The following is an 18,140-nucleotide window of genomic DNA, read 5'->3' as shown; positions in this document are numbered from 1 at the left end:
CGCCCGCCATGCGCCGCTGGGGCAAGGGCAGCACCCGTATCGTTGGCCTGCATGACCCGCAGGTCAACGAACATCATCTGACGCAAAACGGTCTGCCGGAAGACGGCAGGCTGCGTTTGCTCAGTTTCAATATCCAGGTGGGTATCAGTACCCAACGCTACCACCACTACCTGACGCGCAGCTGGCAGCATCTGCTGCCACATGGCGGCAGGGCGGGCAACCTGCAGAAAATTGGCGATCTGATCCACGATTTCGATCTGGTCGCATTGCAGGAGGTCGATGGCGGCAGCATGCGCTCCGGCTTCGTCAATCAGGTCGAGCACCTTGCTCAACTGGGTGGCTTTCCGTACTGGTATCAACAGCTCAATCGCAATCTCGGTCGCCTCGCCCAACACAGCAATGGTGTGCTGAGTCGCTTGCGCCCGACCAAGATCGAGGATCATCCGCTGCCGGGTCCGGCCGGGCGCGGGGCAATTCTTGTCCGCTTCGGCGAAGGCGAGGATGCGCTGGTGGTGGTCATGATGCACCTGGCTCTGGGCACTCGTACCAGAACCCGGCAACTGGCTTACATTCGCGACCTGATCGGCGGTTATCGCCATCAAGTGCTGATGGGCGACATGAATACCCACGCCAATGACCTGCTGGAACACTCGCCGCTACGCGATCTGGGCCTGTTGGCACCCCAAATCGAAGCGACCTTTCCGAGCTGGCGGCCACAACGCTGCCTTGACCACATTCTGCTCAGCCCGACCCTCACGCTTGAACGCGTACAGGTACTGGCGCAGCCCATTTCCGATCACCTGCCGGTTGCTGTCGAGATTCGCCTGCCAGATTCACTGCGTGGGGACTCACTGCCTGTGCCCTCTGGTGGAAGCCTTGCATGAGCGACGACGCAGAGCGTTGGAAAGAGAAGTACCTCAAGGGAATCGAGCAACAGGATAAGCTCGAAAAGCGCTGGGATGCGCGGCTCGATTTGTTGCGACGCGGTCTGGTACGCAGCAGTCTGGCGGCGGAGGGCTCTGACCGCGCCGTCGATGAATGCATGAAGGAAATGCGCGAAATTGTCCGCAAGGACGATATGGACGCCGGTCTGGCAGCCTTGATTCCGCGCCTCGAAAAGGCCGTGCTGGACTCCGAACATCGCCGTGAAGTGCGGGTCGGGCAAATTGGCTCGGCACTGACCGCACTGGTTTCACAACTGCAGGCGCTGCCGCTGCCACGAGAGGTACGCAAGCCACTCAAGCGCTTTGCCAAGGACCTTGAAGAACGTGCATCGCAGGCGCGCGAACTGCCCTTGCTGCTCAGCGAATTGAGTGGTTTGCAGGGCCAGGCCCTGACCCTGCTCGAAAAGCACGAAGAGGGTCCACGCCAAGGGCTTCTGCAGCGTTTGTTCGGTTCGCGGGACGAACATGGCAATGAGCACCCTCCCGAGGCTGCCCACCCCGAAAACGCCTCTTCTGCTCAGGAAACGCATGAGACGCACGTGGAGCCTGAGGCCGAGAACGCTCACGCCCCGATAGACGTTGCCGCATCTGAAGTCGAAGCTGCCATTGTCCCCGACATCGCCAACCAGAAGACAAAGGACGCATACACACTGCCGCCGCCGGTTTCCGAAGCCGAAACCATTGTCGTTACGGCAACTGAAACACCTGTGCCATCGCCAGCCGCAGCAGCCCTTGCTCCAGCCCTGGCCGAAACAGTCACCGAACCTGCGGTTGTCCCTGTCGAGCCGATCGATTACACCGACCTGCTGGGCCCCGTTCCTTCAGTGCCCTACCAGCAACGGCCTGCGCCAATCATCCAGGCACTGGAAGAACCGCAAGAAGATGCCGAATCAGAAGCCGAGACGGTAGACGGCGAAGAGGGTTATTCGTTGCCCTCGTCGCCAGAACCCAGCTACAGCTCGGTGGCCGCACACATCGAGGAAACGCTGCTGGGCCTGCTCGATGACCTGACCTTGTCGGAGCACTTCCGCCCGCAGGTCGAGGACATGCAGTTACGTTTGAAACATGGGCTCAACTGGTACGAATTGCTGCCTATCCTCGACGATCTGGCAGTTCTGATGCTGGCAATCAACAACGGCGGCCAACAGGAATTCAGCACCTACCTCAAGCAGCTCAATGAGCGGCTCGAATCGTTTCAGAGCCACTTGCAGGCTGCCAGTGAAGATCATGCCGAGGATCAGTCCACAGCCCGCGACCTGAACGAACAGTTACGCGAACAGGTGGGCGGCCTGCAAATCAGTGTTCAGGACGCCTCCGACCTGACCAGTCTCAAGCAGGTACTCGACAACCGCTTTGAAGGCTTGCTCAGCACCATGGACCACTATCAGCTCAAGCGTGACGCGCGCGAGCGGGAAGTTGCCTCGCGGCTGCAGGGTCTCTCGGCCCGCGTTGCGAGCATGGAGCAGGAAGCGCTGGGTTTCAGGACTCACCTGGAAGAACAGCGCCAAAAGGCCTTGATCGACCCGCTCACCGGCCTGCCCAATCGCGCAGCCTGGGGCGAACGCCTCGAACAGGAGATGACCAGGTGGCAACACGAGAAAAACAGCCTGCTGGTGTGCATTCTGGACCTGGACCACTTCAAGCGCATCAATGACGGCTATGGCCACCTGGCGGGCGATAAAGTGCTGAAGATCGTCGCCAACGTTTTCAGGAAACGCCTGCGCAGCGACGATTTTCTTGCCCGGTTTGGCGGTGAGGAATTTGTCATGCTGCTGCCTGCGACACCTCCCGGCACCGGGCTGACGTTGCTCGACGAACTTCGAGCTGCGGTGGAGTCATGCCCGTTTCACTTCAAGGGCGAGCGCGTGACGATCACCGTATCTATTGGAGTGACGGCTTTTCGAACGGCTGAACGCAGTGACACTGCGATCAAGCGCGCCGATCAGGCGCTGTACAAGGCCAAGGAAAATGGCCGAAACAGGGTCGAACAAGGCTGACTGAAACATTTTGACCTGAACGAGCACGTCAATGCCGAAGCTATTTGTACGCATGTTGTTATGATATTGCATTTCCCGCTGACGCTGCCGATCCCATGAAACTGTATTTCTCTGCCTTTGTGCTGCTCATCCTCACTGCCTGCGCCAGTGGCCCCAGGCTGGACACCAGCCATCCATCGGTGAATTTCGATGGCCGGGTTCAGTACGTGATCATGCATTACACCTCCACCTCGATGGAGAAATCCCTCCAGCTTCTGACCCATGGCGAGGTCAGCAGCCACTATCTGATTGGCGATGACAGCAAGGCCACGATCTACAAGCTGGTCGATGAAAGTGCCCGCGCCTGGCATGCTGGCGAAAGCGAATGGGAAGGCCGTACCTGGCTTAATTCCAGCTCGATCGGCATCGAAATCGTCAACCCCGGCTTCAAGGACACACCGACAGGCCGGTTGTGGTACCCCTACACTGAAGCCCAGATCCAGTCGATCACGGTGCTGCTCAAAGACATTGTCAAACGCAACAAAATCGATCCAAAACACATCATCGGCCACAGCGACATAGCGCCGACGCGCAAACAGGACCCTGGCCCGCTGTTCCCCTGGAAGCGCCTTGCTGCCGAAGGACTCGGCATCTGGCCTGACGAACGCCTGGTTGCCCAGCGTCAGGCATTGCTGGCAACCAACCTTCCGAGCATCAGCTGGTTCCAGCAACAACTGGCACGTCTGGGTTACAGCACCCCGCAGACCGGGGAGCTCGACACCGCCACGCGTCAGGTGCTGGCGGCATTCCAGATGCACTATCGCCCGGCACGCTTCGACGGCGAACCTGATGCACAGAGCGCAGCCATCCTGCAGGTGCTTAACCGCGTCAATTGATCAGGGCACAACCTGATATTTGATGCGCTTATGAAGGGCAGACATGCAGCGCCTTCAAGGCCATGCCGTTACAGCGGCAGAGCCATATAGAACTGCGTGCCCTGCCCCGGCCGTGAATAAACCCCCATGCGACCGCCGTGCAGCTGGACGATCTCCTTGCACAGCGCCAGCCCGAGTCCCGCCCCGCCTTTTTTGCGACCGACCTGCACAAAGGGTTCGAAGATTCGTCCCTGCTGCCCGTAGGCAATGCCCTCACCGTTGTCTTCAACGCTGATGATCGCCCGCTCGCCATGACGCCTGGCCTGCAGACGAATCAGACCGTTCTGCGGCGTGTGCCGCAGCGCATTGTCCAGCAGGTTGTCCAGCACCCGCTCCAGCTGGGACTGATCGGCATGCAGGCGCGGCATGGGCTCCTGCATATCCAGCATCAGTACGATGTCCTGCTCAAGGGCCTTGTCCTCGAATCGCGCCCTGGCTTCTTCGAGCAAGGTTTCGATGGAGCACGGTGCCAGTTTGAGTTTCTGCAGACCGTTCTGGTAACGCGAGAAATTCAGCAGGTCATTGATAAGTTGCATCAAGCGCTGCATTTCTTCGGTGACCGTATTGAGCAGATCGGCCTCACGGGTTTCGGGGGCGAAATGCAGGCGCTCCTGGAGAAGACCGAATGCCATGTGCATACCCGTGACAGGCGTGCGCAGCTCATGCGAAGCGCGCAGGACGAACTCACTGCGTACCCTCTCGAAAGCACGCTGTTCGGTGACGTCATGCAGCACCATCACCGCACCGAGAATATGGCCTTTGGTATGACTGACCGGCGTCATGCTGTAGGTCAGCAGGCGCGATTCACCGTCGATTTCGATGGCCAGGTCTTCCGGCGCCCGCTCCAGCGTCCCGCCACGCAGTACCAGATGCAATTGCTCATCAAGCTCGGGGCGGCCCAACGCATCTCCGAGGCTCTGCCCGAGGCGACTCTCGTCCCAGCCGAGCTGACGCTGGGCCACCGGGTTCAAGTGCTCCAGATGCCCTTGGCGGTCAATCATCAGCAGACCATCGTCGATACTGTCGAGAACCGCTTGCAGACGCTGCTGGCCAGCCAGTAACTCATCAATATTGGTCGCCTGATGCTGACGCAGGGCTTCGGCCATGATGCCGAATCGCCGGGTCAGCAGGTTCATCTCGGCGGCCGAGGAGATGGGCAGCGTGACTTCGTAATCTCCTTCCCCGATGCGATCGGCGGCCTTGGCCAGCGCCTCGATAGGCGCACCGAAACGCCGAGCGATACCGTGCGCGGTCACAAAACCGATACACAGCACCGCCAGCCCGACCAGCCCCAGCAACCCCGCTATCCACAGTGCACGATCACGGGAGTTGATCTCGGCGCTGCTGATGTTCTCCAGCGCCTTGCGGTGCACCGTCAGCAAGCCGTTACGCAGGTTGTCGAAGCTTTCACTCAGTTGCGGGACGCCGCGTATCCCTCGCGCATCGTTGCCGTATTGTTTCCAGGTATCGATGAATTGCCGGTAATCGCCCTTGGTCTTTTCGAAACCATTGCGTACGTTTTGCTGGGTATCCTGTACCGAGCCTTCTTCCAGCAGCTCTTCAAACTGATTCTGGATTCTTTCCAGCTCAGCCTGATCGCGGTTGGCACCCGTCATCAACACCAACTGATCACCCAGGTTCTGGCGCAGCTTCAAACCCAGATCCAGAATGGCGAAGTTATGCTGGATCAGTGATTCCTGAGTCCGGGCCATTTGCATGACGCTGACGAGCCCCAGCAGCAGTCCGAGCAAAGCAACGGTGATCAGTGCCGAGATACTCAGAAAGAGGCGGGTGCGCAGTTTCATGGCCAGCTTCATTTGAGGCCTTTCACAGGTTGTACTGTTTACGTTTGCGGTAAAGCGTCGACGCATCGATACCCAGCGTCTTGGCGGCCTGATCAAGGGTTTCACTGGTCGCCAGCACGGCTCCGATGTGCGCTTTTTCAAGCTCGTCCAGGCTCAAGGCGGCGCCGACACGCGGCGCATTGTTCGCCGGTTGCTCGGCCATACCCAAGTGGCTGATCTCCACACGCTCCTGCGGACAAATGATGCTGGCACGCTCAATGACGTTGCGCAGCTCACGAATGTTGCCCGGCCAGCGGTAGTTGAGCAGCGCTGCGCGGGCCTCTTCACTGAACCCTCGGGCCGGGCGAGCGTATTCCTTGACGAAGCGCGCCAGAAACCGGTCCGCCAGGGTCAGGATGTCTTCGCTGCGCTCACGCAGGGCCGGCAGGTGCAGAGTGATCACGTTCAGGCGGTACAGCAAATCCTCACGGAAGCGTCCGCTGCGCACCATGTCTTCGAGATTCAGGTTGGTGGCGGCCAGGATACGCACATCGGCACGTCGGGTAACCGGGTCACCCACACGCTCGTATTCCTTGTCCTGAATGAAGCGCAGCAACTTGGGTTGCAGCGTCAGCGGGAAATCGCCGATCTCGTCGAGGAACAGTGTGCCGCCGTCCGCCTGATTCACACGGCCCAGAGTGCTCTCACTGGCGCCGGTGAAGGCCCCGCGACTGTGGCCGAACAGTTCGCTTTCCATCAGTTCTGCGGTGAGCGATGGGCAGTTGATCGTGACGCAGGACTTCTTTGCCCGCTTGCTCCAGCCGTGAATAGCCCGAGCCAGCTCGCCTTTACCGGTCCCCGACTCACCCAGAATAAGGATGTTGGCATCGGTCACGGCAACCTGACGGGCAGTTTCCAGAATGGCCATCATTGAAGGACTGTGGGAATCCAGTCCGTCTTTGGGCTTGCGGACCTCGCCTTCCAGTGCCTCAAGGCGAGCAGACAGTTGGCGCACTTCAAGCTGTTTGGCGGTAGCAAGACGCAGCTGATCGGGGCTGCACGGCTTTACCAGATAGTCGGCTGCGCCCGCCTGAATGGCATCAACAGCCGTATCGACCGCAGAGTGTGCAGTCACGATGACCACACGCATCCACGGCGCCTGAATACGCATCTGCGCCAGTACATCCAGGCCGTTATCTTCACCCAGACGCAAATCGAGAAAGCACAGGTCGAAAACCTGGCGCTGCATGAGCGTGTCAGCCTGGGCTGCGCTGTTGGCAGTGGCGACACTGTAGCCTTCGTCTTCCAGACAGTACCGGAAAGTGCGGAGGATGGCGGACTCATCGTCCACAAGCAGAATACGGCCCTGATTCTCAGTGGCTGCTTCCATTTTTCCTACGCTCCTTAATGAATTGTCTCAGTTAGTCTCGGAATCATCGGGCAAGTTGCATGGTCAATTCTGATTGATTCTTCGGCATGCATGGTAGCTTTCTGAACGCCCAATGGCGAACAGCCTGATTAATCCGCGTTTATGTCGTTAAAGCCGTCCACTCGGAGACGAAATCCCATCTCAAAAGGAACGCTCATATGTTTTCACTGAAAAAGATTGCTCTGATCACCGCCGCCGCTGCGCTGCTTGGCAGCGGCCCGGTACTCGCCCAACCTGATTTGCCCACCCAACTCGCCGAGGCGCGTCAGGAAGGTTCGATCTGGACAGCTTTCGCGCTGAACAAACATCTGAGCCCGTTCAAGATCGATGTAAACGTCGACCAGGGCACTGCGACTCTGAAGGGCAAGGTTGAAAACGAGGTTGATCGTGAGCTGGCCGAACGCATTGCGCTGGATACCAAAGGCATCGAAAAGGTCGACAACCAGCTGGAGGTAGACCCTGCCGTTGCCAGCGAGCCTGGTACGCGAACCAACATGGCCCAGCGTTTCGAAGATGCCACGCTGGTCGCGACGGTGAAATCCAAATTGTTGTGGAGCAGCGTGACTGAAGCGCTGACCATCGATGTTGATAGCAAAGATGGCGTGGTCACCCTCAAAGGTCGCGCGCAAAGCCCCGAGGCCAAAGAGCTGGCGGGCAGCCTGGCAAGCAATACTGACGGGGTGATCAGCGTCAACAACCTGATCAGCCTGAGCGCAGCCGACTCGATCGCTGCCAAGACCCAGCCCCAGACATTGACCCCAACCGAGGAAATGAGCGACGCCTGGATCACCAGCAAGGTGAAGGCGAGCCTGATTTACAGCCGGACGCTGGACGGACTCAACATCAAAGTGGATACCAAAGCCGGTGTGGTAAGCCTGAACGGCGTGGTTGCCAACTTTGCAGAGAAGGAACTGGCTGTGGAAATCGCGCGCAACATTCGTGGCGTCAAGGGGGTGAATGGCGACGCTCTGAAGGTCATGGCGCGTAGCGCAGGCTGATCACCCAGGCGCACAACGCTGAACGCTTCGTGCAGAACGCACGATTACAAAGGTGTAATCGTGCAGCTTGCTGGTAGGACGTCTCTGCAAAACTCCGCAGGCCATTGATTTTAAAGGATTTAAATTACACCAACAAACTGGCATGCAGTCTGCAATAACCCATTCAACAAGGTCGATATACAACGACCCATCAGATTGAATGCCCACTCAGGCCAGGGGAGTTTGCAGATGAACAGCCAGCGTATTGCACAATTGCGTATCTCCCCCCTGCACATTCAGCAAGGTCTTTTTCTACTCCTTGCACTGCTTGTCACTCTGATCGCCATTCAGCAGTTCCAGCGTTGGAATCAAGCCAACGAAGCAACTCAAGCCAGACAGCAATTCATCCAGACCAGCAGCATTTCTTACCGCGGCGTAAGCGCCCCAGCGGTCAAGGATGCGTCTTCGAGCCTTCGCCCTGTCGATGGCTTGGTGTCTGTAGATGAAGTCGCACCGCAGCAAAAATGGGTTTTCTGACCCGACCTGAAAAATCGCAGCATTCACATTAAAACGGCACCAAAAAGGAGTATCACCATGTTGAGTTGGGCAATCACGTTTCTGATCATCGCCATTGTCGCTGCAGTACTGGGCTTCGGTGGTATCGCGGGCACGGCTACCGGTATCGCCAAGATCCTGTTCGTCGTCTTCCTGGTGATGTTCGTTGTGTCGTTCTTCTTCGGTCGTCGCGGTCGAGGCTGATAATGCACACGTCATTTCGCACACTGGCCGCCGCCCTGTTGATGGGCGGCAGCGCCATGGTCATGGCAGCCAATGATGGACAGTCTCGGGTCAACGAGCTTTTAAGCTCCGCTCCCGAGTACCGCACAACCTGGGCGAAGGTCGTCAAGAAGGAAGAGCGGTTGCCGGATTGGGTGATTAACCTGTCCGGAGCTTCCGAGCAGCAGATGACAGCGGCCACCGAAGACGGTGACAAGTATCTTGTCGGGCCGCTTTGCGAAACTGCCGATACGTGCAAAAGCAAACGCCTGATCGTGGCTTTCAGCCTCGACAAGGAAGATGCTTACGCCATGTTGGTTGAAGTACCTGCGGGCTTGCCTGCGGATAAATCACCAACTCGTCACGCAACTTACCGCTACCTGGGTAAGCCTGACGAGGGCATGCAAAAGCTCTTGAATGAAGAGCTGCGCAAAGACCCGAACTGGTATTGATTCAGAAGAAGGTATCGGCTCCAGAAGCCGATACCTCTCTTGTTTGTGCGGCCTGAGGAAGGTGCGCGCATGACCAAGGGGCCGGGATGCGTTGATCGAATGGATCGGCGTGACCTAGGGGTACAGGGAGTACCTCCGCCAAGGGCCGGGTCAGGCAAGCTGCCGTGCAAGTCCTCAAGAATGCGTCGACCTGTCGAACATTTTCCATGACCCGCACGGCGCTTTATGCCCTTTACGATTCTTTCTAGATAGCATCCCTCGGCAGCATCAGCCCTAAAGGCAGACGCACCCGCGCCTCCAGGCCACCCCCCGAACGATTTCTCAACTCGACGTTGCCGCCGTGCATGGCAGCGATACGCTTGACGATCGCCAGCCCCAGGCCGGTCCCTTTGCCGCTGCGTGCGCGGTCACCGCGAATGAACGGATTGAAGATGGTATCAAGCTCGGACGGATCGATGCCTGCGCCCCTGTCCAGTACGCTCAACACCACGTACGGCGCGTTTCTGTCACCGGATACATAAGCGGCCACTTCGATACCGTTACCGGCATGATGCCTTGCGTTGCCAATCAGATTGGTCAACAGACGCTTCATCGATACGCGCCTTAGCGGGAACGGCGGAATAGGTTCCAGACACAGACGGATGCTGTCTTCATCGTTATTGAAGGGTGCAACCACGTCGCGCACCAGATGCCCCAGATCGACCTCTTCAATCTCTTCATCACGCCCATCGCGAATGAACGCCAGGAATTGATCAAGAATGGCATCCATGTCCTCGATGTCCCGCACCATGCCTTCGGAGAACTCATTGTCGTTCATCAGTTCCAGAGACAGGCGCAGACGCGTCAGTGGTGTACGCAAGTCATGGGAGACGCCAGCCAGCATCAGTTCGCGTTCCTGCCCGGCCTGTTCGACGTCTTCGGCCATCTGATTGAAGGCCCGATAGACTTCGGTCATCTCGCTGGGTGTGTCACTGACCGGCAAGCGCACGCTGCGCCCCTGCCCCAGCTGTCGAGCCGCAAAGACCAGACGCTTGAGCGGCTGATTCAGTTGACGCACAAAAATCCACGCCGACGCCGTGGAGAGCAACCCGATGGCCAGGAACCAGCCCAGCACACTCCAGATCTTCTGGCCGCGCAACGGGTGCGGGTAAAGCGGCACTTTCAGCCAGCCATCCCCAAGGCTCGGCGCCCTTACCCAGAGCGCGGGCGGTGCGTGCACACGCAAACGCACTTCCGTATCGGCACCCAGCTCGGCCTGCATCTGCCGCTGGTAGATCTCACTGTACGGCCAGTGCTGCTCACCTTCCGGCACGCCACCGCCCACGACTCGAATCAGACCGGCCGCTTCGGCAATCGCCTCACGATCATTTTCATCGGCTGCCCAATACGCTCGCAGCGTCAGCGCAACGCCGTGGCTGTATTGCCTGTCGACCAGCACGTCTTCGTTCATCAACAGATAAACCAGCGTCAGGGCCTTGGAAAACAGCACGACGATGAGCACCAGCCAGAGCGTGCGAGAGAAAAAGCTTTGCGGAAACCAGAGCGGAGTCTTCATAACTGCAGCCATACACTTTGCAAGGCGAGCGAGGCTCGCAGGTTTGCCGAACGCGGGCCGGACCCGATGGACGAACGCAAAAAACCAGTACGCCGATAACCTTGAAAGAGATTATCGACGTAACTGGCGGGAATGACGGACTTCTGTGCTGACAACCGGCTTATCAGCGATTACCGGCACCATCCGGAACGAATACATAGCCTACGCCCCAGACGGTCTGGATATAGCGGGGCTTGGAAGGATCCGGCTCGATCAGGCGACGCAGACGGGAAATCTGTACGTCGATGGATCGCTCCAGCGCATCCCACTCCCGGCCGCGGGCCAGGTTCATCAGCTTGTCACGGGTCAGCGGCTCGCGAGCGTGCATGACCAGAGCCTTGAGTACCGCGAACTCACCCGTGGTCAGCATATGCACCACGTCGCCACGCTTGAGTTCGCGGGTTGCCAGGGAGAGCTCGTAGTCGCCGAAACTGACCGACTCGTCTTCACTGCCGGGCGCGCCGGGTACAGGCGCAGCCTGACGACGCAGAACAGCCTTGACCCGCGCCATCAACTCGTCCGGGTTGAACGGCTTGGCCAGGTAATCGTCAGCACCCAGTTCGAGCCCCTTGATGCGGCTCAGCTCATCGCCCTTGGCGGTCAGCATGATGATCGGTACCTGATTGTTCGCGGCTCGCAGACGACGGCAGGCTGAAAGGCCGTCTTCTCCGGGCAGCATCAAGTCCAGCACCACAAGGTTGAACACCTCGCGGGCCAATAGTCGGTCCATTTGCTCCACGTTTGCCACGGCGCGGGCCCGGTAGCCCTTGCTGGTGAAAAAACGTTCCAGGAGACTGCTCAGCCCCGGATCGTCATCGACAATAAGGATTTTTTCGCCTTCAGCATTTTGTGCGGTGCTGCTCATCGGATGCTCCTCTGATCTCGGGGCGCATTATGGCGTAGCTGCGGTGATGCGCACCTTGTGCATTGTTAGCAGATTTTACTGGAGGCGGCACTTGTGCAGGCTTTTTCGCCGAAAAAAGACCACATTTGTCGGCCGATCCCCTAATCCGCCTTCGCCGGGTATAATGCGCCGCCCTCAAAGTCAGGCAATGCTGGCCTTGTGGCGGTTCGCCAGCGCTGAAAATAAATGCTGGCGGACGATATTCAGGCAAGGCAATTCGTACATAGCCCAGTTTTTTGCTCACAACTCCAGGTGGTTTTATGGACAGCATCAACAGCCGCATCGCCGAAGAACTCGGCGTACGCCCACAACAGGTCGCAGCGGCCGTAGCACTACTGGATGAAGGCTCGACCGTGCCCTTCATTTCCCGCTACCGCAAGGAAGTGACCGGCAGTCTTGATGACACGCAATTGCGCCATCTGGAAGAACGCCTGCGCTATCTGCGTGAGCTGGATGACCGGCGTGTCAGCATTCTTGCCAGCATTGAAGAGCAAGGCAAGCTGACCCCGGAGCTGGCTCGCGACATCAAGCTGGCCGACACCAAGACCCGCCTTGAAGATTTGTACCTGCCTTATAAGCAGAAACGTCGCACCAAGGGCCAGATCGCCCTTGAAGCCGGTCTGGGCGAGCTGGCCGACGGCCTGTTCAACGACCCAACCCTGACCCCGGACGCCGAAGCAGCCCGTTTTGTCGACGCCGAGAAAGGCGTGGCCGATGTCAAGGCTGCGCTGGAAGGCGCCAAGTACATCCTGATGGAGCGCTTCGCCGAAGACGCATCGTTGCTCGACAAGCTGCGCAGCTTCCTCAAACAGGAAGCGGTAATCAGCGCACGCGTGGTGCCGGGCAAGGAAGAGGAAGGCGCCAAGTTCCGCGATTATTTCGAACACGACGAGCCGCTCAAGAGCATGCCTTCGCACCGTGCACTGGCGATTTTCCGCGGCCGCAACGAAGGTTTTCTCAGCTCCGCACTGAAAGTCGGTGAAGAACTGCCGGGTGCCATGCACCCTTGCGAACTGATGATCGGTGAACGCTTCGGCATCCAGAACCAGAACCGCCCTGCAGACAAATGGCTGGCCGAGGTGGTGCGCTGGACCTGGAAGGTCAAGTTGTACAGCCACCTGGAAACCGACCTGCTGGGCGAGCTGCGCGACGGCGCGGAAACCGAAGCCATCAACGTTTTCGCCCACAACCTGCACGACCTGCTGCTCGCCGCCCCGGCTGGCCAACGCGCCACACTGGGCCTGGACCCGGGCCTGCGCACCGGCTGCAAGGTCGCTGTGGTGGACGCCACCGGCAAGCTGCTCGACTACGCGACCGTTTACCCGCATGTGCCGAAAAACCAGTGGGATCAGACCATTGCCGTGCTGGCTGCCCTGTGCGCCAAGCACTCGGTCGACCTGATCGCTATCGGCAACGGCACCGCCAGCCGCGAAACCGACAAGCTGGCCGCCGACCTGATCAAAAAATACCCAGGTCTGAAAATGACCAAGGTCATGGTTTCCGAAGCAGGCGCATCGGTTTATTCCGCGTCGGAACTGGCCGCCAAGGAATTCCCGGACCTCGACGTATCGATCCGTGGCGCAGTCTCCATCGCCCGTCGCTTGCAGGACCCGCTCGCCGAGCTGGTGAAAATCGATCCGAAGTCCATTGGTGTCGGTCAGTATCAGCATGACGTCTCGCAGCTCAAACTGGCGCGCGGTCTGGACGCGGTGGTTGAAGACTGCGTGAACGCTGTGGGCGTGGACGTGAACACCGCTTCGGTAGCATTGCTGGCACGGATTTCCGGCCTTAACACCACACTGGCGCAGAACATCGTTGCGCATCGCGATGAAAACGGCGCGTTCAAGACGCGTGCAGCGCTGAAGAAAGTCAGTCGTCTGGGCGAAAAGACCTTTGAGCAGGCCGCAGGCTTCCTGCGCGTGATGACCGGTGAAAACCCGCTGGACTCTTCTGCCGTTCACCCGGAAGCCTACCCGCTGGTACAGCGTATTGCGGCAGAAACCGACCGCGATATTCGCTCGTTGATTGGCGATGCGAGCTTTCTCAAACGCCTGGACCCGAAGAAATTTACCGACGAGACCTTTGGTCTGCCGACCGTGACCGACATTCTGCAGGAACTCGAAAAACCGGGTCGCGACCCGCGTCCGGAGTTCAAGACGGCAGAGTTTCAGGACGGTGTCGAAGAACTCAAGGACCTGCAACCGGGCATGATTCTCGAAGGCGTGGTCACCAACGTCACCAATTTCGGTGCGTTCGTCGATATCGGCGTGCATCAGGACGGTCTGGTACACATCTCGGCACTGTCCGAGAAGTTCATCAAGGACCCGCGTGAAGCGGTCAAGGCCGGCGATGTGGTGAAAGTGAAGGTCATGGAAGTCGACATTCCGCGCAAACGCGTCGGCCTGTCGATGCGCATGAGTGACACGCCTGACGAGAAGGTCGACGGCGCACGCGGTGCCCGTCCAGGTTCTTCGCCTCGCCAGCAGAACAGCGCCCCGCGCAAGGAAACCCCTGCACCCGCGCCCATCAACAACGCAATGGCTTCGCTGTTTGCCAATGCCAAGCAGTTGAAGAAGCGCTGATGGATATTCCTGAAGATCTGACCCAAAGCGCTTACTTCAAGATGCTCGGCTGCGAACTGCGGCGTCTGGACGAAGGCGTGGCGGAGGTTGCGTTGCCGCTGGAGGCGCATCTGCGCAATCGCGGCAACGTGATGCACGGCGGGGCAATCTTCAGTCTGGTCGATATCGCCATGGGGCTGGCCTGTTCCAGCTCCCATGGTTTCGACCAGCGCAGCGTGACCATCGAGTGCAAGATCAACTACGTGCGTGGCGTCTCCGAAGGCGAAGTCCTGTGCATCGCCAAGGTGCTGCACGCGGGTCGTCGCACGCTGGTGGTCGAGGCTGAAGTCGTTCAGGGCGACAAACTCGTCGCCAAAGCCCAGGGCACATTCGCAGTCATCTAGACTGCGTTAAAGGCTGATGAAAGCAATCACTGTGAACAGAACCTAGCCGTATCGACATCATTTAGGTTAATTTCGGCACCATTAGCGTGGTGCCGAGTCCATTTGGGTGGTACGACATAGAGCAGTGATTGTGAACAGGCGCTACAGACCCACCAGGCGACTACGCCAGTTCCTTTCTTCACCCTTGTAGACCGTCAAGTCCACCCCCATATCGGGGCGACCGATGCGTGAAGGATTACACCTTGAGCGAACTTTTAAACCGTCGTCTTGCATTGCTCGGCGAGCGCAACAACCTCTCTCTGCTGGAGCAGTGCCTGCACGGTATCGAGCGCGAGTGCCTGCGCGTTACTGCAACGGCAGAACTGGCACAGACGCCTCACCCGCAAGCTCTGGGTGCTGCACTGACCAACGGTCAGGTCACGACCGACTATTCCGAATCGCTGCTGGAGTTCATCACGCCTGCGCTGAAGAATCCGGCCGAGACCATCGACAGCCTGGACAAGATCCATCGCTTCGCCTACAGCAAGCTGGGCGACGAGTTGCTCTGGAGCCCGTCGATGCCCTGCCCGCTGCCCGATGAAGAGCATATACCGATTGCCTATTACGGCACGTCGAACATTGGCAAGCTCAAATACGTGTACCGCAAGGGCCTGGCGCTGCGCTATGGCAAGACCATGCAGTGCATCGCTGGCATTCATTACAATTTCTCGTTGCCGGAAGACGCCTGGGCGCTGCTCAAGCAGACCGAAGACTTCGCTGGCGACGCGCGCGACTACCAATCGCATTCCTACATCGCACTGATCCGTAACTTCCGCCGCTACAGCTGGCTGCTGATGTACCTGTTCGGTGCTTCGCCAGCGCTGGATGCGGGCTTTCTGCGCGGCCGCCAACATCAACTGGAACAGCATTTCGACGCCGATACCCTGTATCTGCCGTACGCCACCAGCCTGCGTATGAGCGATCTGGGCTATCAAAGCGACGCCCAGGCCGACCTGACCCCTTGCTACAACGACTTGGTCAGCTACACCGACAGCCTGCGCAAGGCCGTGGCAACGCCTTATAAGCCTTACGTCGATGTCGGCACTCATGACCAGAACGGCGAGTGGATTCAGCTAAACACCAACGTGCTGCAGATCGAGAACGAGTACTACTCCAACATTCGCCCCAAGCGTGTGACCTATAGCGGCGAGCGCCCTATTCAGGCGCTGGTGGCCCGTGGTGTGCAGTACGTCGAGGTACGCTGCCTGGACATCAACCCGTTCCTGCCTACCGGCATCAGCCTGGAGCAATCACGCTTCATCGATGCGTTCGTGCTGTACTGCGCGCTTGAGGAAAGCCAGCAACTGGCCAGCCATGAGTGTTCCAATGCAAGCTCGAACTTCTTGGCAGTGGTCAAGGAAGGTCGCCGTCCGGGCCTGAACCTGCTGCGCAACAACAGCCCTGTTGATCTCAAGACCTGGGCAACCGAGCTGCTGGAAAAAATCACACCGATTGCCCGACTGCTGGATCAGGCCCAGGGCATCGACGAGCACATCAAGTCGATTGCCGTGCAACAGGCAAAGATCGACGATGCGTCGCTCACACCTTCGGCCCAGGTGCTGGCCAGCATGAAAGCGCATAACGAGGGCTTTACTGCTTTCTCTTTGCGCCAGAGCCAGGCCCACGCCGAATACTTCCGCACTCACCCGCTGAGCGCTCAGGAACAGGCAGATTTCGAAGCCCAGGCCAAAACCTCGATCGAAGAACAGGCCGAACTGGAAGCGACCGAGGAAGTGGTGGAGTTCGACACGTTCGTGGGGTCGTATCAGGCGAGCATTCTGTCGATCAGCAACTGATCGTGCAATTACTGTGGGGAGCTTGCTCTCGAAGGTGCCGGTGCAGGCGCGACTATCGTGCGGCGCTCTGCGTCGCATGCCTTTCTGGACGCTCCGCGTCCTCTTGACGACGCAGAGCGTCGAGAACTGCATTCCCACGCTGGAGCGTGAGGAACGATCATCTCAACTATCGTGCCCAATGCTCTGCGCTTCTGCCCGAAGGGCGTGGGTGAGCTTGCTCACTCCCACAAAATATAGCCAAGAGTGCTCTGCGTCCGCCCCCAGGCTTAAATCGCCTTTTCGAAGATCTTCGAATTACGCTGGTAGTTGTACAGCGACGCGCGGGCGCTTGGCAGGCGGTCGACGCTGCTGGGCTCGAAGCCACGCTCACGGAACCAGTGCGCGGTACGGGTGGTGAGGACGAACAGGGTCTTGATACCCAGCGCTCTGGCGCGGTTTTCAATGCGCTCCAGCAACTCGTCCCCGCGCCCACCGTGGCGATATTCCGGATTGACGGCCAGGCATGCCAGTTCGCCTGACTCCGAGTCTGCAATCGGGTACAGCGCCGCGCAGGCAATGATCAGTCCTTCCCGCTCGACCACGCTGAACTGAGTGATCTCGCGCTCCAGCACTTCGCGGGAACGACGTACCAGAATGCCCTGCTCTTCCAGCGGCGTGATCAGGTCCATCAAGCCGCCGACGTCCTCAATGGCCGCTTCGCGCACCAGCTCGAACTGCTCCTGCGCAACCAGCGTACCGCCACCGTCGCGGGTAAACAGCTCGGTCAGCAGTGCGCCATTCTCGGCATAGCTGACGATATGGCTGCGCGCCACGCCACCGCGGCAGGCCTCGGCCGCTGCATCGAGCAATTCAGCCTGATAGTTGGCGCCCAGACGCTGCAAGTGCGCAGGCACCTGTTGCGGACGCAGCTCGCGCACCAGTCGGCCCTGCTCGTCCAGCAACCCGGTTTCAGCACCGAACAGCAGCAGTTTGTCGGCAGCCAGATCAATGGCCGCGCGCGTGGCGACGTCTTCACAGGCCAGATTGAAAATCTCGCCGGTCGGTGAATAACCCAGCGGCGACAGCAGCACGATATGACGCTCATCCAGCAGGCGATTGATGCCCTTGCGGTCAACCCGACGCACTTCGCCGGTGTGCTGATAATCGACACCTTCCAGCACGCCGATAGGCCGCGCAGTTACCACGTTGCCACTGGTCACCCGCAGCCGCGAGCCCTGCATCGGTGAAGCAGCCATGTCCATCGACAGGCGCGCCTCGATCGAAATGCGTAGTTGACCCACAGCATCGATCACGCACTCCAGGGTTTCGGTATCGGTGATGCGCATGTCGCGATGGTAACGCGGCGTAATGCCGCGCTGGGCCAGACGGCTTTCGATCTGTGGGCGCGAGCCGTGCACCAGCACCAGTCGCACACCCAGGCTGTGCAGCAGCACCAGGTCGTGGACGATATTGCCGAAGTTAGGGTGCGCAACGCCGTCGCCGGGCAGCATGACGACGAAGGTGCAATCACGGTGAGCATTGATGTACGGAGACGCGTGGCGAAGCCAGTTGACGTATTCGGGCATGAC

Annotated in this window: 15 protein-coding genes; 10 read left to right on the top strand and 5 right to left on the bottom strand. The window is 59.0% G+C overall.

Annotated features, from left to right (window positions below; genetic code table 11):
- Positions 1-8: 8 nt before the first annotated feature.
- From RYB09_RS03585 to RYB09_RS03575, 3 genes are all read left to right on the top strand, one after another.
- Complete coding sequence (locus RYB09_RS03585) at positions 9-884, top strand: endonuclease/exonuclease/phosphatase family protein (RefSeq protein WP_122258911.1); 876 nt, start codon at positions 9-11, stop codon at positions 882-884.
- Positions 881-2,941, top strand: coding sequence for a GGDEF domain-containing protein (locus RYB09_RS03580; RefSeq protein ID WP_122258912.1), 2,061 nt, complete (start codon positions 881-883; stop codon positions 2,939-2,941). The genes RYB09_RS03585 and RYB09_RS03580 overlap by 4 nt, the downstream gene beginning before the upstream one ends.
- A gap of 95 nt (positions 2,942-3,036) precedes the next feature.
- On the top strand, positions 3,037-3,816 hold the full coding sequence (locus tag RYB09_RS03575) for an N-acetylmuramoyl-L-alanine amidase (RefSeq protein ID WP_122281535.1): 780 nt from the start codon (positions 3,037-3,039) through the stop codon (positions 3,814-3,816).
- Positions 3,817-3,884: 68 nt separating this feature from the next.
- On the opposite strand, the gene RYB09_RS03570 is transcribed toward RYB09_RS03575, so the two are convergent.
- Both RYB09_RS03570 and algB read right to left on the bottom strand, forming a co-directional pair.
- Positions 3,885-5,672, bottom strand: a complete 1,788-nt coding sequence (locus tag RYB09_RS03570) for a KinB sensor domain-containing domain (protein WP_122258914.1) — start codon at positions 5,670-5,672, stop codon at positions 3,885-3,887.
- A 10-nt stretch (positions 5,673-5,682) separates the two neighbouring features.
- The gene (gene algB / locus RYB09_RS03565) at positions 5,683-7,029 is read right to left on the bottom strand and encodes a sigma-54-dependent response regulator transcription factor AlgB (protein WP_005744816.1); all 1,347 of its coding nucleotides are present in this window, start codon (positions 7,027-7,029) and stop codon (positions 5,683-5,685) included.
- A 197-nt stretch (positions 7,030-7,226) separates the two neighbouring features.
- Between algB and RYB09_RS03560 the strand changes: the two genes are divergently transcribed.
- The 4 genes from RYB09_RS03560 (at position 7,227) to RYB09_RS03545 (ending at position 9,274) form a co-directional block, all read left to right on the top strand.
- Complete coding sequence (locus RYB09_RS03560) at positions 7,227-8,066, top strand: BON domain-containing protein (protein ID WP_005731654.1); 840 nt, start codon at positions 7,227-7,229, stop codon at positions 8,064-8,066.
- A gap of 228 nt (positions 8,067-8,294) precedes the next feature.
- A complete protein-coding gene (locus tag RYB09_RS03555; protein WP_002555680.1) occupies positions 8,295-8,582 on the top strand; it encodes a hypothetical protein in 288 nt (95 codons plus the stop codon).
- Positions 8,583-8,639: 57 nt separating this feature from the next.
- Complete coding sequence (locus RYB09_RS03550; protein WP_002555679.1) at positions 8,640-8,804, top strand: DUF1328 domain-containing protein; 165 nt, start codon at positions 8,640-8,642, stop codon at positions 8,802-8,804.
- A gap of 2 nt (positions 8,805-8,806) precedes the next feature.
- On the top strand, positions 8,807-9,274 hold the full coding sequence (locus RYB09_RS03545; protein ID WP_044319611.1) for an inhibitor of vertebrate lysozyme family protein: 468 nt from the start codon (positions 8,807-8,809) through the stop codon (positions 9,272-9,274).
- A gap of 244 nt (positions 9,275-9,518) precedes the next feature.
- On the opposite strand, the gene RYB09_RS03540 is transcribed toward RYB09_RS03545, so the two are convergent.
- Both RYB09_RS03540 and ompR read right to left on the bottom strand, forming a co-directional pair.
- Complete coding sequence (locus RYB09_RS03540) at positions 9,519-10,829, bottom strand: ATP-binding protein (RefSeq protein WP_004655259.1); 1,311 nt, start codon at positions 10,827-10,829, stop codon at positions 9,519-9,521.
- Between the two features lie 163 nt (positions 10,830-10,992).
- Positions 10,993-11,733 carry a two-component system response regulator OmpR gene (gene ompR / locus RYB09_RS03535; RefSeq protein WP_002555676.1) on the bottom strand — a complete coding sequence of 247 codons (741 nt, stop codon included), beginning with the start codon at positions 11,731-11,733 and terminating at the stop codon, positions 10,993-10,995.
- 299 nt (positions 11,734-12,032) lie between these two features.
- On the opposite strand from ompR, the gene RYB09_RS03530 reads away from it, so the two are divergent.
- The 3 genes from RYB09_RS03530 to gshA all read left to right on the top strand — a co-directional run bounded on the left by RYB09_RS03530 (position 12,033) and on the right by gshA (position 16,572).
- Entirely contained in the window at positions 12,033-14,354 is a 2,322-nt protein-coding gene (locus RYB09_RS03530) for a Tex family protein (RefSeq protein ID WP_316887536.1), read from the top strand.
- Positions 14,354-14,737: a PaaI family thioesterase gene (locus tag RYB09_RS03525; RefSeq protein WP_005731649.1), complete on the top strand. Its 384-nt coding sequence runs from the start codon at positions 14,354-14,356 to the stop codon at positions 14,735-14,737. The genes RYB09_RS03530 and RYB09_RS03525 overlap by 1 nt, the downstream gene beginning before the upstream one ends.
- A gap of 242 nt (positions 14,738-14,979) precedes the next feature.
- A complete protein-coding gene (gshA, locus tag RYB09_RS03520; protein WP_058402747.1) occupies positions 14,980-16,572 on the top strand; it encodes a glutamate--cysteine ligase in 1,593 nt (530 codons plus the stop codon).
- Between the two features lie 266 nt (positions 16,573-16,838).
- Here gshA and argA read toward each other — a convergent pair whose 3' ends face one another.
- The gene (gene argA / locus RYB09_RS03515) at positions 16,839-18,137 is read right to left on the bottom strand and encodes an amino-acid N-acetyltransferase (protein ID WP_002555672.1); all 1,299 of its coding nucleotides are present in this window, start codon (positions 18,135-18,137) and stop codon (positions 16,839-16,841) included.
- Positions 18,138-18,140: the final 3 nt, after the last annotated feature.

The sequence above is a fragment of the Pseudomonas syringae group sp. J254-4 genome (assembly GCF_032586855.1).
GTDB classification, from domain to species: Bacteria; Pseudomonadota; Gammaproteobacteria; order Pseudomonadales; family Pseudomonadaceae; genus Aquipseudomonas; species Aquipseudomonas amygdali.
The sequence above is the reverse complement of the archived record's forward strand: the minus strand, read 5'-3'. Positions and strand labels throughout refer to the sequence as shown.

Bases quoted from the DNA above. Each gene is read 5' to 3' on its own strand.
- RYB09_RS03585 (WP_122258911.1), top strand. From the start codon at position 9: ATGCGCCGCTGGGGCAAGGGCAGCACCCGTATCGTTGGCCTGCATGAC.
- RYB09_RS03580 (WP_122258912.1), top strand. From the start codon at position 881: ATGAGCGACGACGCAGAGCGTTGGAAAGAGAAGTACCTCAAGGGAATC.
- RYB09_RS03575 (WP_122281535.1), top strand. From the start codon at position 3,037: ATGAAACTGTATTTCTCTGCCTTTGTGCTGCTCATCCTCACTGCCTGC.
- RYB09_RS03570 (WP_122258914.1), bottom strand. From the start codon at position 5,672: ATGAAGCTGGCCATGAAACTGCGCACCCGCCTCTTTCTGAGTATCTCG.
- algB (WP_005744816.1), bottom strand. From the start codon at position 7,029: ATGGAAGCAGCCACTGAGAATCAGGGCCGTATTCTGCTTGTGGACGAT.
- RYB09_RS03560 (WP_005731654.1), top strand. From the start codon at position 7,227: ATGTTTTCACTGAAAAAGATTGCTCTGATCACCGCCGCCGCTGCGCTG.
- RYB09_RS03555 (WP_002555680.1), top strand. From the start codon at position 8,295: ATGAACAGCCAGCGTATTGCACAATTGCGTATCTCCCCCCTGCACATT.
- RYB09_RS03550 (WP_002555679.1), top strand. From the start codon at position 8,640: ATGTTGAGTTGGGCAATCACGTTTCTGATCATCGCCATTGTCGCTGCA.
- RYB09_RS03545 (WP_044319611.1), top strand. From the start codon at position 8,807: ATGCACACGTCATTTCGCACACTGGCCGCCGCCCTGTTGATGGGCGGC.
- RYB09_RS03540 (WP_004655259.1), bottom strand. From the start codon at position 10,829: ATGAAGACTCCGCTCTGGTTTCCGCAAAGCTTTTTCTCTCGCACGCTC.
- ompR (WP_002555676.1), bottom strand. From the start codon at position 11,733: ATGAGCAGCACCGCACAAAATGCTGAAGGCGAAAAAATCCTTATTGTC.
- RYB09_RS03530 (WP_316887536.1), top strand. From the start codon at position 12,033: ATGGACAGCATCAACAGCCGCATCGCCGAAGAACTCGGCGTACGCCCA.
- RYB09_RS03525 (WP_005731649.1), top strand. From the start codon at position 14,354: ATGGATATTCCTGAAGATCTGACCCAAAGCGCTTACTTCAAGATGCTC.
- argA (WP_002555672.1), bottom strand. From the start codon at position 18,137: ATGCCCGAATACGTCAACTGGCTTCGCCACGCGTCTCCGTACATCAAT.